This is a genomic window from Pseudomonas sp. 25 R 14 (assembly GCF_900004755.1).
Classification (GTDB): Bacteria; Pseudomonadota; Gammaproteobacteria; order Pseudomonadales; family Pseudomonadaceae; genus Aquipseudomonas; species Aquipseudomonas brenneri.
The window spans coordinates 18,013-34,069 of the sequence record NZ_CVTS01000056.1; the positions used below are offsets into that span (position 1 = coordinate 18,013).

14 protein-coding genes are annotated in these 16,057 nt (G+C 57.0%); 5 read left to right on the top strand and 9 right to left on the bottom strand.

Translation table 11 applies throughout. The features are described 5' to 3' along the window. Positions 1-27 precede the first annotated feature (27 nt). The 3 genes from BFQ03_RS20750 to BFQ03_RS20760 all read left to right on the top strand — a co-directional run bounded on the left by BFQ03_RS20750 (position 28) and on the right by BFQ03_RS20760 (position 3,875). Positions 28-1,209: a lipid-transfer protein gene (locus BFQ03_RS20750; RefSeq protein WP_065943918.1), complete on the top strand. Its 1,182-nt coding sequence runs from the start codon at positions 28-30 to the stop codon at positions 1,207-1,209. Between the two features lie 228 nt (positions 1,210-1,437). Beyond that, positions 1,438-1,704 carry a nitroreductase family protein gene (locus BFQ03_RS20755; RefSeq protein WP_065943919.1) on the top strand — a complete coding sequence of 89 codons (267 nt, stop codon included), beginning with the start codon at positions 1,438-1,440 and terminating at the stop codon, positions 1,702-1,704. A 485-nt stretch (positions 1,705-2,189) separates the two neighbouring features. Continuing rightward, complete coding sequence (locus BFQ03_RS20760; RefSeq protein ID WP_065943920.1) at positions 2,190-3,875, top strand: AMP-binding protein; 1,686 nt, start codon at positions 2,190-2,192, stop codon at positions 3,873-3,875. A 59-nt stretch (positions 3,876-3,934) separates the two neighbouring features. Here the strand turns inward: BFQ03_RS20760 and ispG are convergent, their stop codons facing one another. The 9 genes from ispG to BFQ03_RS20805 all read right to left on the bottom strand — a co-directional run bounded on the left by ispG (position 3,935) and on the right by BFQ03_RS20805 (position 14,116). After that, entirely contained in the window at positions 3,935-5,263 is a 1,329-nt protein-coding gene (gene ispG, locus BFQ03_RS20765) for a flavodoxin-dependent (E)-4-hydroxy-3-methylbut-2-enyl-diphosphate synthase (RefSeq protein ID WP_083204886.1), read from the bottom strand. 26 nt (positions 5,264-5,289) lie between these two features. Further along, positions 5,290-6,219 carry a 4-hydroxy-3-methylbut-2-enyl diphosphate reductase gene (ispH, locus tag BFQ03_RS20770; protein WP_065943921.1) on the bottom strand — a complete coding sequence of 310 codons (930 nt, stop codon included), beginning with the start codon at positions 6,217-6,219 and terminating at the stop codon, positions 5,290-5,292. Positions 6,220-6,280: 61 nt separating this feature from the next. After that, positions 6,281-7,612: a cytochrome P450 gene (locus tag BFQ03_RS20775; protein WP_065943922.1), complete on the bottom strand. Its 1,332-nt coding sequence runs from the start codon at positions 7,610-7,612 to the stop codon at positions 6,281-6,283. Positions 7,613-7,669: 57 nt separating this feature from the next. Next, positions 7,670-8,737, bottom strand: coding sequence for a terpene synthase family protein (locus tag BFQ03_RS20780; protein WP_065943923.1), 1,068 nt, complete (start codon positions 8,735-8,737; stop codon positions 7,670-7,672). A gap of 39 nt (positions 8,738-8,776) precedes the next feature. Further along, positions 8,777-9,898 carry a terpene synthase family protein gene (locus tag BFQ03_RS20785; RefSeq protein WP_065943924.1) on the bottom strand — a complete coding sequence of 374 codons (1,122 nt, stop codon included), beginning with the start codon at positions 9,896-9,898 and terminating at the stop codon, positions 8,777-8,779. Further along, positions 9,895-10,932 carry a Rieske 2Fe-2S domain-containing protein gene (locus BFQ03_RS20790; RefSeq protein ID WP_083204887.1) on the bottom strand — a complete coding sequence of 346 codons (1,038 nt, stop codon included), beginning with the start codon at positions 10,930-10,932 and terminating at the stop codon, positions 9,895-9,897. Before BFQ03_RS20790 ends, BFQ03_RS20785 begins: the two co-directional genes overlap by 4 nt. A gap of 14 nt (positions 10,933-10,946) precedes the next feature. After that, complete coding sequence (locus BFQ03_RS20795) at positions 10,947-11,894, bottom strand: SAM-dependent methyltransferase (protein ID WP_065943925.1); 948 nt, start codon at positions 11,892-11,894, stop codon at positions 10,947-10,949. 25 nt (positions 11,895-11,919) lie between these two features. Next, positions 11,920-13,743 carry a 1-deoxy-D-xylulose-5-phosphate synthase gene (gene dxs / locus BFQ03_RS20800; protein ID WP_065943926.1) on the bottom strand — a complete coding sequence of 608 codons (1,824 nt, stop codon included), beginning with the start codon at positions 13,741-13,743 and terminating at the stop codon, positions 11,920-11,922. A gap of 37 nt (positions 13,744-13,780) precedes the next feature. Further along, positions 13,781-14,116, bottom strand: a complete 336-nt coding sequence (locus tag BFQ03_RS20805; RefSeq protein ID WP_065943927.1) for a polyprenyl synthetase family protein — start codon at positions 14,114-14,116, stop codon at positions 13,781-13,783. Positions 14,117-14,332: 216 nt separating this feature from the next. Between BFQ03_RS20805 and BFQ03_RS20810 the strand changes: the two genes are divergently transcribed. Together BFQ03_RS20810 and BFQ03_RS20815 are read left to right on the top strand one after the other, a co-directional pair. Further along, positions 14,333-15,109 carry an AraC family transcriptional regulator gene (locus tag BFQ03_RS20810; RefSeq protein ID WP_065942851.1) on the top strand — a complete coding sequence of 259 codons (777 nt, stop codon included), beginning with the start codon at positions 14,333-14,335 and terminating at the stop codon, positions 15,107-15,109. A gap of 100 nt (positions 15,110-15,209) precedes the next feature. Next, on the top strand, positions 15,210-16,057 hold an 848-nt coding region (locus tag BFQ03_RS20815; protein ID WP_065943928.1), incomplete at its 3' end, for an aromatic amino acid exporter YddG.

Below are 16,057 nucleotides of genomic sequence, written 5' to 3' on the forward strand. Positions count from 1 at the left end.
TGCGGAATACTTCTTGAGGAATTCGACATGAGTCGTCGTGTGAATGTGATCGGCGTGGGTATGACCAAGTTCACCAAGCCTGGTGCCAGCCCTGAATACTACGAAATGGCCGCCGAAGCTGGCCGCCTGGCACTGCAAGATGCAGGCATTGCTTATCAGCAGATCGAGTCGGCCTATACAGGTTATGTTTATGGCGACTCCTGTTCCGGTCATCGCGCGGTATACGAGTTGGGCCTGACCGGGATCCCGGTGTTCAACGTCAACAGCAACTGCTCAACCGGCTCCAGCGCGCTCTATCTGGCACGCCAAGCTGTAGCCGGTGGCCTGGCCGAGTGTGTACTGGTGGTTGGCTTCGAGAAAATGGGCAAGGGTGCGCTGGGCAACAAATTCGATGACCGTGCTCCGCCAATGGGGCCTCAGGTCGAGATGATGGTGGATGTCCAGGGCATGAATGGCTCTCCACCTGCTGCCCAGATGTTTGGTGGTGCCGGCCGCGAATACCGTTGGCTGCATGGCACCAAGAAGGAGACCTTCGCGCAAATTGCCGTGAAGGCCCGCCAGCATGCCAGCCGAAATCCCTATGCATTGTTCGGTCAGGTGCTGTCGTTGGAGGAGGTCCTCGCTTCCGAAGAGGTCTTTGATCCACTGACCCGGTTCCAGTGCTGTCCGCCCACCTGCGGTGCAGGTGCTGCTGTGTTGTGTTCGGATGACTTCGCCAAAAAGCACGGCATCAAGAACCCGGTGTACATCGCCGCTCAAGCCATGGCTACTGACTTCGCCAGTTCCATCGACGAGAAGTCGATGATCAAGATGATTGGCTATGACATGACCAAGGATGCGGCCCGCCAGGTTTATGAGGATGCCGGCATTGGCCCGGCGGATGTTGATGTGGTTGAACTGCACGACTGCTTCACTGCCAACGAGTTGTTGACCTATGAAGGCCTTGGCTTGTGTCCTGAGGGTGGTGCAGAAAAGTTCATCTGGGATGCGGACAATACCTACGGTGGAAAGGTTGTCACCAACCCTTCCGGCGGATTGCTTTCCAAGGGCCACCCATTGGGGGCCACGGGGCTTGCACAGTGCACCGAACTGGTTTGGCAGTTGCGCGGTACTGCCGACAAGCGTCAAGTGGAAGGCGCCCGTACTGCCCTGCAGCATAATCTGGGGTTGGGCGGGAGTTGTGTGGTGACCATGTATCGGCGCGATTAAAACAAGCAGGCCAATCCTGGGGCGGGCACAACGCCGAGCTTTTTGTGCAGGTGTGCCGGGCGTCCATCGTGATCCTCATTTTTTGGAGCATGTTATGTCCGTCCAGCCACCAACTGCGCCGCCCCTGGTGCTTTTCAAGAGGATTGGTGCGATTGCCCTGATCACGCTTAATCGCCCGAAAGCACACAACGCGCTCAACGCCGAGCGGGTGGTCAAGTTGATCGCACCATGGGGGCGGCACAATGGTCGGACCTGGGCATGTACCTGCAAACGCTGATGTTATTGCTGCAAGAGCGTGGGGTCGATAGTTGTCCGCAAGAGGCTTGGTCGGTCTATCACCAGACGGTGCGTGATTTCTTGCGGACACCACCCGAGCGTATGCTTTTTTGTGGGATGGCCATCGGTTATGCCTGCCCGGATGCCGCGGTGAACCGGCTTGAGTCCGAGCGCCGCTCATTGGATCAGTTCGCCAGACTGTGGGGTTTTAGTGCCTGAGCACGTCGTCCGAGGACGCTGTGCTTTTTATTCTCGACTGACCAGGATGCGCTATGAAAACTGCCAACGAACCCGTTAACCCACTTCTCGCCGGTATACGTGTACTGGACCTGACACGTCTTTTACCAGGGCCTTTCTGCACGCTATACGTGGCGCCAGCTTGGCGCTGAAGTGATCAAGATAGCAGAGACTATGTTTTCCTGAGGTCCCCGGAAGAAGCCTTGCAGAACGAGCAGGTGCAGGCGTGTGAGCTCGTACAAACACTGAACGGTGCGCCCGTATTTGGGTTCCCCGTGCGTTTTAGCCATCCGCTCGTTCCTGCCCGGAAGGCTCCAGCACTGGGAGAGCATAACCTTGAGATTCTGAGTGAACTGATATCTGTGTCATGAATAAAACCTTTCGATAAGCTGTTTGTGACACGGTCTGCCCTGGAACCGTGAGCAACGGACTTGAACATCCCTACGCCGGGAGGCAACACTGTGAATATGGTCGCCCTACAACAACAAGAGACCTTGCTGCACCGTTTCCAACATTGGTCCAGAAAAACCCCGGACCGTTGTTACATGACCCAACCCATGCCGGATGGGCAGACGGTTGAGATAAGCTGGTCAGAGGCTTGGGATCAAGCCTGCCGTTTTGCTGCCTGGCTCAAATCCCAGAATTTACCGGCAGGCAGTTCGATCGGTTTATTGGGGCGTAACAGTGCGCACTGGATCCTGGCCGATGTGGGCATCTGGTTAGCGGGGCACGTCACAGTCCCTCTTTATCCGACGCTTGATGTGCAAAGCGCACGTTATGTGATCGAACACAGCGATATTCGCTTGATGGTCCTGGGCAAGCTCGACGGTCGCAATGATAACTGGTACCAGCTTGAGCAGGCATTGCCCGATGAACTGCCCAGGGTAGGGCTGCCGTTATCCCCTCCGATGGAGTGCCTGCAGTGGGAGGCACTTTTGCAAGCGCAGGCGCCATTGATTGATCCGGTGCTTCCCGCTCTCGATCAGTTGGCGACGATTGTCTATACCTCGGGCAGCACCGGCTTGCCGAAGGGTGTCATGCACAGTTTTGGCAGTATGATGGCCGGCAACCAAAGTATTGGTAAGTGCTTCAACTTCAGTAGTGAGGACCGAATGCTATCGTACCTCCCGCTGGCCCATGTGGCGGAGCGTGCTTTTCTCGAAGCCAGCTCTTTGTGCTTTGGCATATCGGTTTTTTTTGCACACGATCTGGGGACATTCCAGGCAGATCTCAAACGCGCCCGTCCGACCATCTTTTTTTCGGTCCCCCGTTTATGGGTCAAGTTTTATATGGGCGTACAAACAAAGCTGCCGCTAAGGTTGCAGCGTCTGTTGTTCAGCTTTGGATGGCTGACAGGGCGCGTCAAACGGATGATCCTTCAGGAGCTGGGACTGGATGCCGTGCGCGTAGCCTTTACCGGGTCGGCGCCACTGTCCATGGAGATCATTCAATGGTATCGCCAGTTGGGTCTCGAGCTGCTTGATGTCTATGGTATGTCGGAAAATTTTGGCACTTCACATATCAGCCGTCCTGCCGCGATGCGAGTCGGTTATGTGGGGTCGCCGGCGCCGGGTGTCGAGTGCCGATTGTCTGAAGATGGCGAAGTGCTGGTACGCAGTCCCGGACAGATGATGGGGTATTACAAATCTACTTTGAGCCCTGCCGAGACGATGAGCGAAGATGGCTACTTTCGTACGGGAGACCTAGGGGAGTTGGACGATCAGGGGCGGCTCAGGATAACCGGGCGTACCAAGGATCTGTTCAAGACCGCCAAGGGCAAGTATGTCGCTCCTGTGCCGATCGAGCAGCAACTGACGGCGCATGCCTTGATTGAAGACTGTTGCGTCTGTGGGGCGGGCATGCCGCAACCGATTGCGCTGATTGTGTTGGCAGAAGGAGTGAGAACCGAGGCGAGCAACAAGCAAACCCGGGCGGCGCTGGAGCTTGAGCTAAAAACCTTGCTGGCGAATGTGAACAAAGGGTTGTCCAGGGAGGTTGCCTTGCATTGTGTGGTGGTCATGCGTGAGGCCTGGACAGTTGAGAGTGGGCTGCTCACACCCACCATGAAGATCAAGCGCCATGCAATAGAACAGGCCTTCGCCGAGCATGCTGACCGATGGAGCCGCATGGACGGCGGGGTACTGTGGCAGTAAGTTGAGGTTCAGGGGACGGCTATGTATTGAACGCCCGGATGTTGCCGCTAGCTTGCCACTTATGGATCGCGAAAAGTGGCTTCCGGTCCTTCAGTACAGGCCGACTCATTGCGCACCCTGATCGTGCTTCTCTCAAGCATCCCTTCAAGCACAAGCCTGGCTGACGCCTGCTTCCCGTAATGAGCCGCCACATAGGCTTGCAGCAGATCGGTGAAGTCCTGGGCAATACCCGGCCCTTTGAGGGTCGCGACACGTTCACCGTCCATGTACACCGGCGCCGACGGGTTCTCCCCAGCGCCTGGCAGGGAAATACCGATGTTGGCCAACCGGCTTTCTCCGGGGCCGTTCACCACGCAGCCCATGACCGCCACGTGCATATGCTCGACACCGGGATACAGACCTTTCCAGACCGGGGTTTGCACCCGCAGAAACGCCTCGATCTGCTGCGCCAGTTCCTGGAAGAAACTGCTGGTGGTGCGGCCGCAGCCGGGGCAAGCGACGACGGAGGGGGTGAAAGCGCGCAGGCCCATGGTCTGCAGAATCTGTTGCGCAACCAGCACTTCGCGGTTGCGGTCGCCATTGGGCTCCGGGGTGAGGGAAATGCGCAAGGTATCGCCGATACCTTCCTGCAACAGCACCGCCAATGCGGTGGAGGAGGCGACGATGCCTTTGGAGCCCATGCCAGCCTCGGTCAACCCCAGGTGCAACGGAAACTCACAGCGCCCGGCCAGGTTGCGGTACACCGCGATCAAGTCCTGCACATGGCTGACCTTGGCTGACAACACAATGTGATCCGCCGGCAGGCCGACTTCGATAGCGCGGTAGGCGTTTTCCAATGCCGAGACCACCAAGGTCTCGCGCATGACTGCATCCGCGCTCAGCGGCTGGGAGAGCATTGCGTTGGTGTCCATCATGCGTGCGAGCAAGTCGGGATCAAGGCTGCCCCAGTTAACCCCGATCCGCACCGGTTTATCGTAGCGGCAGGCGATCTCGATCATGTTGCAAAACTGCTCGTCGCGTTTGGCGCCTTTGCCGACGTTGCCGGGGTTGATGCGGTACTTGCCCAATGCGTCGGCGCATTCAGGGTAGGCCGCAAGCAGGCGATGACCATTGAAGTGGAAGTCACCCACCAACGGCACATTGATGTTGCGTCGGTCCAGCAGTTCTCGAATGTTCGCGACCTGCGCGGCAGCGTCATGGCTGTTGACCGTGATCCGTACCATTTCGGCGCCGGCAAGCGCCAGGCTTTCGACCTGACGCGCTGTAGCCTGGGCATCGGCGGTGTCGGTATTGGTCATGGCTTGTACGACGATCGGATGATCGCTGCCCAGTGTCACCGGGCCGATGGTGACTTGCGTGGTGCGACGTCTGGGGATTGCACGGTTCATTGATTCGGCTCCTCTGAGTGCATGCTTTACTGGCGCGCAATCAACCCGGTGGGCAAGCGGAATTGCACATGTTCTTCTCGACCTGGCAGGGTCTCGATGTCCAGCGGTTCGATGCGCGCCAGGGCGGCGATGACATCGTCAATCATGGATTCCGGTGTCGAGGCTCCGGCAGTAAGCCCGACGGTTACCCCTTTGCCAAACCATTCGCTGCACACTCCGCTGCCATCGGCGATCAGGTAGCTGGGCTTGCCACGCTCGCCCGCGATATCACGCAAGGTCACGGAGTTGGAGCTTTTGACGCTGCCCACCACCAGGACCAGATCGGAACACAGGCTCAGCTCACGTACCGCCGTCTGACGATTTTGTACGGCATAACAGATGTCCCGGGTATCGGGCCCGACTATTTGCGGGTAGCGCTGCTTGAGTGCTTCGACTACCGCGCGTGTATCGTCGACGCTCAAGGTGGTTTGGGTGAGATAGGCCAATGGCGTGTGCTCGGGGAACGCCAGGGCCTGGACCTCTGACACGTTACGCACCACAACGACGGGGGCGGGTATCTGCCCCAATGTTCCAATGATTTCGGGGTGCCCGACTTCTCCAATCAGAATCACCTGATAACCCTTGGCGGCGTATTGACGGCCATGATTGTGCACCTTGGTCACCAGCGGGCAGGTGGCGTCCAGCACCCGTAACTGCCGCTCACGGGCCTCGCTCTCCACGTCAGAGGCCACGCCATGGGCACTGAAAATGGTCACTGCGTTTTCGGGCACTTCATCCAGCGTCTCGACAAACCGCGCACCTTTGCTACGCAGCGTCTGCACCACATGCTGGTTGTGTACGATCTCGTGACGCACATACACCGGCGCGCCGAACTGCTCCAGGGCCAGCTCAACCGTTTCGACGGCCCGGACGACCCCGGCGCAGAAGCCTCGGGGTTGGGCGAGGATGATTTTCATGGTGTACCTCTTGAATCAGTCGATTGAGGATCCACGGTGCAGGCTCGGTTGCCGTTGCCGCTCATGAGAAAAGCACTCGCGTCTTGGCGTAAGGGTAAGACGATGGAAAACAGCGTCCTCCTTTTTTGGGGTTGGATATCAACTTCGGTCTCAGGCCTTCAGCGCTCATCGTCAAGGCCAGCGCGACAGAGAACTGCACCATCTGCAGCCACGCCATATGGTACCCAAGGCAGTAATGCGGGCCGCCGCCAAACTGAACCGTTTCTATCGGCTTGATACTTTCCGGACGGTCCAGCCACCGGCTCGGCAAGAATTCGTCGGGGTTGGCGTAAACATCGGTGTGTTTCGATAACAAGGCGATGGGGACGATAAAGTCGGTGCCCGCCGCGAGTGTTCTGCCGCCCAATGAAAGATCAACCAGTGCGCGCCGGAACGTCAGGGGCGTTGAGGGGTGAAGGCGCAGGGTTTCACGGAAAAAGGCGGTGGCGAAAGGAAACTGTGCAAGGTCCTTGGGACTTTTTGGGATCACCCCGACGGCGTTGGCTTCTTCGCATAATGTGGCCCAGTGTTGAGGGTGCTGGGCCAGCTTTATCAGGATCTGCGACAGGGTTGCCGCTACATTATCGTGGGCGGCCAGTATCAAGAACCTGAGGTTATCCAGCAGTTGGGTATCGTTCAATGAACCCTCGGTCTGGTCGAACGCGTGAACAATGGAAGCCAAAAGCCCCACCGTATCAGGGCGTTCACGAGCAGAACGCACAAGCGCGGTCAATCTGTTATCAATCCAGGCTTGGGCGGACTGCCCACGATCAAACGGTGTGCCGGGGATGCCGATGGGAAGGGCTGAGTACAGAAAGTACTTTCGATAGGCCTTGTTCCAAGCGGGTATTTCACTGTCTTCAATACCAAACATTTGAAACGCCAACGCCAGGGACAAGTCGCGGGCTTGTGGCACCACACAGATCTCTTTATGGGCTCTCCATTCTTTCATTCGTACGCTGATTAAGGTCGCGAACAGCTCTGCGACACCCGTTGCGGTCAAGCCGCGAGGCAGGAACGACTCATTGGTTCGCGAGCGCATATGCCGGTGAGTATCGCCATCCAGCATGACCATGGCTTGTCCGAATGCAGGGGCAAGCTCAGTCAGGAAGGCGGATGAAGTGTTCTTGTTCTTGAGCAGTTCGAAAGCATCAGGATGATTGCAGACGAGCAAGCGGCCGATGGAACCGAACTCAATCCAAAAGTGAGAACCACAGGTACGCCCGGCATACTCGAACAGACGGCCAAGGTTAAATACCATGGCGGGTAAATGACCGAGAAACGGAAATGCACCCGGTAAAACGGGAATACCTTCGTGCTCGCGCAGTGTTCTGTTTAATGGGTTGATCAGCATCTTGTTCACCCCTGTCCGTGGATGTGGCAATTGCTTGGGTTCCGTACCTGGCGGGGACTAGGCGTGAGCCGGCTCGTATTGCCACCACCAGGAGATGGAAGGAATATCGACCGTTCCCCAGCAATCATCCGGAAAGGTTTCGGTCAGTTTTCCTCCCTGATAAGCCACTTGACCATCAACGCCATTCAAATAGCGGTATCTGGGGTTTTCACTGATCCATTCCAGCCCCCCACGCCAATAGCAATCAAGGCTTTCGATATAGGCTGCAACTTCCGGGGATGCATTTCTTAGTACCGATGCTCTCAAGCGCATGTACAAGCCGGCGGTCTTGTCGCGCAGGCTAAAAGCCTGTGCCATTGCTTGTTCATGTGTCACACCATGGCGTTGTTGGATCAGCGAGACAATGTTGTGCTGCCGGTCTTCGGGCTCTCTTGCCAGCTCCTTACCGTATGAAAAGAAATCACTTTCCCAGACAATCATCATGCCGGCCATTTCAGTCAGAGCACAGAGGCGTCTGTCCTCCATTTTTAACTGACTGATATCGACCAACGTGCTGATATGTCCTAGCGTCGGGAAGACCAGACCACCGCCCGAACTGAGACGCAGGAGTACGCAATCACTCATGGTGGGCTGTGGGTTAACCAGCTTGCCCACTTCGACCATGAAGTAACCCCGTTGAGTGTTTACGAAGCGGGCGGTATGCAAGGGAGTCGTGTATTTATCCAGCCGTAGGCGTATATCGCGCAATGCCATGGCGAATTTGCTTTCAGGGTAGGCGGGAATCTCGGGGGACTCGATTGAGCGCTGCATTTGCAACATGGCAGTAATGGACTGTGCCGGGTTTTCACTCATTTCACCTTCGTCACAGTACTCGTCATCAAATGAAAAGGCCCAAACGATATAGTCCGACATTATTTGCGCTACGTCGGCGTTCGCGGCAAAGGGATACATCAACGCCCCCAATCGACCGCAGCCAATACTTGCCAGACGTTCGCGATGTTTTTCGTCACTGTAAAGCCGCCATTTATCCATCCACGCGACAGTGCCCGCCTCAAGCGTTTCTACGTGTGGGTAAATTCTATATGGCAGCGGGCAACTTATTTCGGGGAGTGTAAGAGCGGTCATATAACCTCCATGCACTTTTACTAGGTCATCGATTAGCCTTTACTGATTGGTGTTCAGCGGATCGTATTTCCACCACCATTTCAACGTATCAATCTCAATGGGTTTCGTGTTGTTAAACGTTTCCAGCCTCAGTGGCTCCGTCAACTGACCCCCTACAAAAGCGCCCTCGTCCGTATTGCCGCTCATTGATTTATAGCGTCGTGTGTTTTGTGACCAGACCGTGGCGCCGACGTAGTAGCGAATGACGGATTCGATATAGGCTTTCACACCCTCGCTGGCGTCTTTCTCCACGTCCGCCTTCAGACGCAGGAACAACCCCAACAACCGCAGGCGCATATCCAGGTACTCTTCGATAGCGGCATCAAAACTGCATTGGCGTTCACGGATCAGCACGCGGATCAGGTTGTGTTCTTTATAATTCGAGCCGCGTGTCATTTCCTTCAGGTAGGCATGGGGTTCGGTTTCCCAGGCCATCAAGTGAGCCAGCATTTCGAACAGGGCGCGTATACGACGAACCTCGTGGTCTCGCTGGGGAATATCAACGTTGGCAATCACATGCCCCAGCGTCGGGAATGACCAAGCACCACCGCTGGTGACTCGCATGGAGACGTAGTCGTTAACCGACGGTACTGGATTAATGGCTTTCCACATCTCCGCCATCATGTAGATACGCATGGACTCAACAAAGCGCCCGGTTTGTTCGGGTTTCGCATATTTATCAAGGCGTATACGCAAATCTCGCGCCGCCAGGGCGTAGCGATCTTGCGAAAGTGCATACTCCGGCGACTCGAACTGACGCCAGATTTCTGCTGATGCCTGAATGAACTTGTCCGGTTGGCTGGAGATATCGCCTTCATCACAGTATTCGTCGTCGTAGGCAAAGGCCCACATGCAAAAGTCGATGCCGACTTGCAGTAGCTCATCACTGCCAACGGGATACATCATCGAACCTAACCAACTGCAGTGGATATTGGCCAGGCGCTCACGTTGCTCTGCATTCTGGTACAACTCAAAGCGGTCCGCATAAGCACGGGTGGCCTGTTCAAACGGGCTATTGTCGTAAATATCCAAGTCCAGATAAGGGCTGGTGTTTCCCGGCATAAAACTGGAGTGAATAGCAAACGGGAACGGCTGGGGCAGCGGCGGTAACTTGATGGTCATGACTTTTCCCTTTGCGGATAAAATTGAGTAGTCCAACGACGGTAAATGGCCATGTTGGATTCATCCTTGACAAGTTTTGGGGCGCTCAGGAAGCGCCGGTTACTCCACACCGCAAAGTCTTCTTTAACCGTTTTTACGAACCAGCGATGAATGAAAAACAGCGGTAACGCATAGGTGATACGACGCAGTGGTTGCGGCAGCATTTTGATGCGCTCCAAGCGGATGGTATCGATCATGCGGAACGTCCAACCCAACGGGATCGTTTGGGTGCCCAACGCTTGGGTTCTTGCCACCAGGCCCAAGCGCTCAAACGAGGCTTCGCCCACGGCATACCCGATGCCGTAACAGGTCATCCGCATCGTGACGACCTGGCCGAAGACTTTTGCCCGCATGGTGTAAACCATCTCGTGACCGTTTTCCTGATGGTCTGTGGTGACCTCCTGAAGCCCATGCAGATAGGCAAAATGGGAGGGGTCTGCACTGTTTTCCGTCATGTCCTGAGACAGTCCCTGCAATTGGAACGTCTCATACCGCTCTTGAGAAAACCCGGCACAGTCCAGTTCAGGTACCTCCCAATAGGGGGGGAGATTGTCTTCATGCCGCCAGACAAAGATGGCCCCATCAACCTCTTTGAAATAGCGCTGCGTCAATGAAGCAGCGGGGGGCTTCTGGCCGTTCCCCGTTCTGATGCAGTGCCCTTGCGGGTTGAAGGTAAGGCCATGGAACGGACACACGAGATCTTCGCCGACGACCTTGCTGCCATGGCCCAAATGGGCGCCCAGGTGTGGACAGTACGGGTCAATGGCGCGTGCCAGTCCCGATACCGTGCGGTAAAGCACCAGCTCTTGTCCCATAAAGGGCACCCGCATGACCTGGCCGGGCCCCAACTCATGGCTGAGGCACGCCACGAACCATCCATTGGGATAAGGTAATGCGACCTGCGCGACGCCTGTCGCACTGCGTTTATGGTCGAGGTTTTTCAGGACCGCAATCAAAGCCTCTTCTTTCTGCTCAGAAATGGGAGATGCGCTCATGATCTGCTCCTTGACTAAGCCGGTTTTTTGACGATCACGCTGTACGTCGACACCTTGTTCTTGAGCAGCGCCACCGACCAGTTCTCAGCCAGCACCCGCAGTTCCTCCAATGCACCCGTCACACCATGGGGGAATAGTTCTTTATTCTCGATATTGGCTTTTGAATCCATCAACCAGCGCGCCACGTCGATATTGGAGGGCAGTACGCGCATGTCATGGGTGGTGAAACCGCTCTGTTCCAGCACGTCGCGAAAGTACGTGGGCGCCTTGCGGTGTTTGCAGGCGAGGCGGTCGACGTCGTCCTGAGTGTCCGAGGTATAAACCTCAGGCTCGGTGTTGTAGAGGTTGTCTGAAATGATCACCACGCCACCTTCACGCACGCGAGGGAGTAGGGCACGCATGGTGCTTTCATAGAGTTCATTGGGGAAGTGAGAGATCACCCCGCGAATGATCACCAGGTCATAAGGCTCATCGGCGTCGGGCAGCAGCTCGACATCCTTGGCGTTGCACAAGTACAGGTTGATGCGATCGGACAGGCCCTGTTCCTTGTGGAAGTTGGCGCAAAACTCCAACTGGCGCCGGCTGACGTTCACGCCGTCCAGGCGTTGGCACTCCGGGAAGCGCTCGGCGAGGTATTTGAGGATGTAGCCCCAGCCGCAGCCAATATCGAGAATGCGCTTGATCGGCGCACGATTGGGCTCTTCCAGGCCGGCCAGTTTCAGCTGTCTTTCGAAATAGCGGATGCCGGATTCGTCCAGGCTGATGGGGGGCGTCGAGCGTGGATCGTCGTAAACGCCGAACTGGAAGAGGATGTAGTCGCCGATCGCTTTGCGCCAATCTTCTGGGCTGTCGCCGTAGGTGTACACGACCTTTTCCTGATAGTTATCGACACTGGAGCCTTGAATGATCTGATAGGGCAGGTTTTCCCCTGCTGGGTTGTACTGTTGGGCTGGGGTGCTCATGGCGTTCTCCTTGTGAGTATTCACTTTATGCTCGGGCTCGTAACACATCGGTTTGTGAGGCGGATTCATTCAGCAGTACCTCCAGGCCTTGTCGCGCCAGGAGTGCCTGTATTGAACGGGTGATGCCAGTGGCATCGAGGCCGCAGGCACCCAGTAGTTTTTCGGGTGCGCCGTGTTCGATGAACTCATCGGTAAAACCCAGCTGCAGCATTGGACGCGACAGCCCAGCGGTGGTCAGGTGCTCCAGGCACGCAGAGCCGACACCGCCCATCACGCAACCTTCCTCAATGGTCACCAGCAGGTCGTGGGTGCGGGCCAGTTCTTCGATCAAAGTGCCATCCAGCGGTTTGACGAAGCGCATGTTGGCTACCGTCGCGTCGAGTGTTTCGCCTGATTCCAGGGCGGGTAATACCATCGAGCCAAAGGCCAGGATGGCAACGCGATATCCAGCAGGCAGGCTTGAGGTACGTCGTACTTCGCCTCTGCCAATCGGTAGGGGTGTCAGCGCAGATAGCGCGATGGCTGAGTTGCCTTTTCCGCGTGGATAACGCACGGCGGTTGGTCCGTCCTGGAGCAGCGCGGTATGCAGCATCTGGCGGCATTCGTTTTCATCGGCCGGGGCCATGATCGTCAGGTTGGGCACGCAGCGCAGATAGGCGATATCAAAGGCGCCGTTATGGGTGGCGCCGTCCGCGCCGACGATGCCGGCCCGGTCGATGGCGAACACCACCGGCAGGTTTTGAATGGCGATGTCGTGAATCAGTTGGTCATAGGCGCGTTGCAGGAAGGTCGAGTAGATGGCGACCACCGGCTTCAGGCCTTCGGCTGCGAGCCCGGCGGCGAAGGTCAGGGCGTGTTGCTCGGCGATGCCGACATCGAAGTAGCGATCCGGGAAGCGTCGCTCAAACTCAACCAGCCCCGAACCTTCACGCATGGCGGGGGTGATAGCGACGACACGCGGATCGTTTTCCGCCTCATCGCACAGCCACTGGCCAAAGATCTGTGTGTAGGTGGGTTTGCCAGGCGCGGCGGGAAGAATGCCTTGAACCGGTTCGAACTTTCCTGGGCCGTGATAGAGCACAGGGTCAGTGGCAGCCGGTGAGTAGCCGTGGCCCTTTTCAGTGACGATGTGCAGCAGTTGCGGCCCTCGCAGGTTGCGCATGGCTAGCAGGGCGGGAACCAACGCGTTCAGATCATGACCGTTGATGGGGCCGGAATAGTTGAACCCCAATGTTTCGAACAACGATGCCGAGGCAACGAGCTCTTTGAGTTCGCCCAAGTGATAACGCAGCGCCCCGACGGCGGGTGAGATCGACATGTCGTTGTCATTAAGGATTACCAGCAGCGGCAAGTTCTTATGCAACCCTGCATTGTTCATCGCTTCGAACGCCATGCCGCCCGACAGTGCGCCGTCTCCGATCACGGCAATGCAGTGACGATGCTCACCTTTGAGCTGGGCGGCTACAGCCATGCCCAATGCTGCTGAAATCGAGGTGCTGGAATGCGCGGTGCCGAAGGCGTCATAGCGCGATTCGCTGCGCCGTGGAAATCCGGAAATACCGCCCAGTTGACGAATGCTCGCCATGGCTTCCCGGCGCCCGGTGAGGATTTTATGGGCATAAGCCTGATGCCCCACATCCCACACAATCCGGTCCATGGGCGTGTCGAACACGTAATGCAAGGCAATGCTCAATTCAACGGTGCCAAGATTCGCCGAGAGGTGACCACCGGTGTGTGAAACGCTATGGAGTATGAAGGCCCGCAGTTCGTCTGCCAGAGGCGCAAGCGCAGCAGGGTGCAAGGCTCGCAGATCAACCGGATTGTCGATGGTATTGAGTAACTCGAACATGCTGGGCTCCTTGTCTGAATCCCGAGAGTGGCGGGTCTCAGTGCGTGCGCTTGATAACCAGGTCTGCCAGGTCGTGCAACCGGACCGCCCTGGCGCCCATGGGCGCCAGTGACTGATGAGCCTGTTCAACCAGTTGCCGCGCCAGTTGCAGGGCGGGCGCCAGTCCCATGATCGAGACGTAGGTAGCTTTATGGTCGCGCGCATCCTTGCCGGTGGTTTTGCCCAGGGTGGCGGTGTCCATGGTGGCGTCAAGGATGTCGTCTACGACCTGGAAGGCCAGGCCGACGGCGGCGCTGTAGCGGTCAAGCATCTGAAGATCGAATGCTGGGTTTTCAGCGCACAGCACGCCCATGCGCACGGAGGCCTGGATCAATGTGAATCGCCCCGGATTTCGTAGACACCTCTTTGCCTTAAACTGAGGCCAATCAGGAGGTGCCATGAGCAACCCACGTTATCCCGAAGAATTCAAAATCCAAGCGGTCAATCAAGTTAACCGCAGCTACTCGACCGCAATTGCTACCGTTAGCAGACTGGTTCCCGGAATTACCGTTGACGTAAGATAAGTGCTTCGGATTAAGGAGAGTGATGGATGAACGCTACGCCCCCCCAACCATTCTCTCTGGCTCTGCGCTCCTATTCTGGTCAGGTCGAGCTTCACGAACACGACTTTCATCAAATAGTCCTGCCCCAGTCCGGTTGTATGGAGATTGAGGTCGATGGACGTGGCGGCAAGGTCGATGCGAGCCAGGGCGTGGTGATCGCCTCCGGGGTCCGGCATACATTCCTGGCCAATACCCATAACAGTTTCCTGGTGCTGGACGTATTGACTCAGCGTGCCGATGGACACAAAAGCACCGTACAGTTACTTGACTCTCTCGATGACAAACGCTTTTTTGCGGTCAGGCCCGATATCCGTCATTTGCTCGATTACGCAAGCAGTAATGGACCACGGTTGATCAGTTCGCCCACGATGGCTGAGTCATGGAGCCGGTTGCTGCTGGGTTCTTTATTGCAGCCAGAGGTTGCACCGAACGATCCCGGGCAGTTTATCCTCGCCAGGGCATTGGCCTACATCGAACAGCACCTGAGTACGCCCATGACAGTGCATGACATTGCCCGTAACGCTGGCACCAGCGAGCGGCGCTTGTATGCCCTGTTCGGGCGGCACCTGAAAATCACCCCGTTTACCCATATAGCGACCTTGCGCCTCAATCTGGCCATCGACCTGTTGCACCAGACCGCTCTGTCGATCACTGATATTGCGCATCGCGCCGGTTACGCCGACCAGAGTGCACTGAGCCATGCCCTGAAGAGAGCCCGCAACCTGACCCCTGCCTCGGTGCGCAAGCAAGCGCGCGACCACTAAAAGCAGCAGACTTGAACAATTTTTTAGCGGGCTCGATCAATACGTCCTCGTACAACCTATCTATTGTCCCCGTATCAGGATTATCCGCAGACGGGCTTGTATGAACACGACTAACGCATCCATCACCATCACCAAAGGCGCCGTAGGTGCCACTCTGATTGGCGTGATTGCGGTGTTCCTGTGGGCGTGCCTGGCGCTACTGACCACCTTGACCGCCGGAATCCCGGCCTTTCAGTTGCTGGCATCGAGTTTCGCCGTCGCGTTCGTGGCCAGTCTCTGCACGCTCGGCTTGCGTGGCGCTGGGGGGTTCAGCAGTTGGCGACAGCCCTGGTATGTATGGGCAACGGGGTTCGCCGGCATCTTTATCTACCACTCGTTGTATTTCTTTGCCCTGAAGACCGCACCGGCGGCTGAGGCCAGCCTGATTGCCTACCTGTGGCCGCTATTGATCGTCCTGCTCTCAGGGTTCTCTACTGGCGAGTCGCTGCGCAAGCGCCAACTGTTGGGAGCCTTGCTCGGCCTGGCGGGGACAGCCTTCATCATGCAACAGCGTGCACAGGGTGAAAGCGTCGGCATGCCGCTTATCGGTTACGCCGCAGCCTTTGCCTGCGCGTGGGTCTGGTCGATCTATTCGGTGGTCAACCGGCGTTTCAGTAATGTCCCAAGCAGTATCATCGGTGGCATTTGCGGCCTGATCGCAGTGGCTGGGCTGCTCTGCCACCTGGCTTTTGAAACCACGGTGCGGCCGGACGCCGGCCAATGGGCAGCAATCATCGCCCTGGGGCTGGGCCCAGTGGGTCTGGCCTTCTTCGCCTGGGATCACGCGACCAAACACGGAAACCTAGCGATGCTTGGCGCCTTGTCTTACCTGGCGCCGCTGTTCTCCACCCTGCTGCTTATTGCCGTGGGGCAAAGCGATGCCAAGCCGATCCTGATAATTCCCGCAGT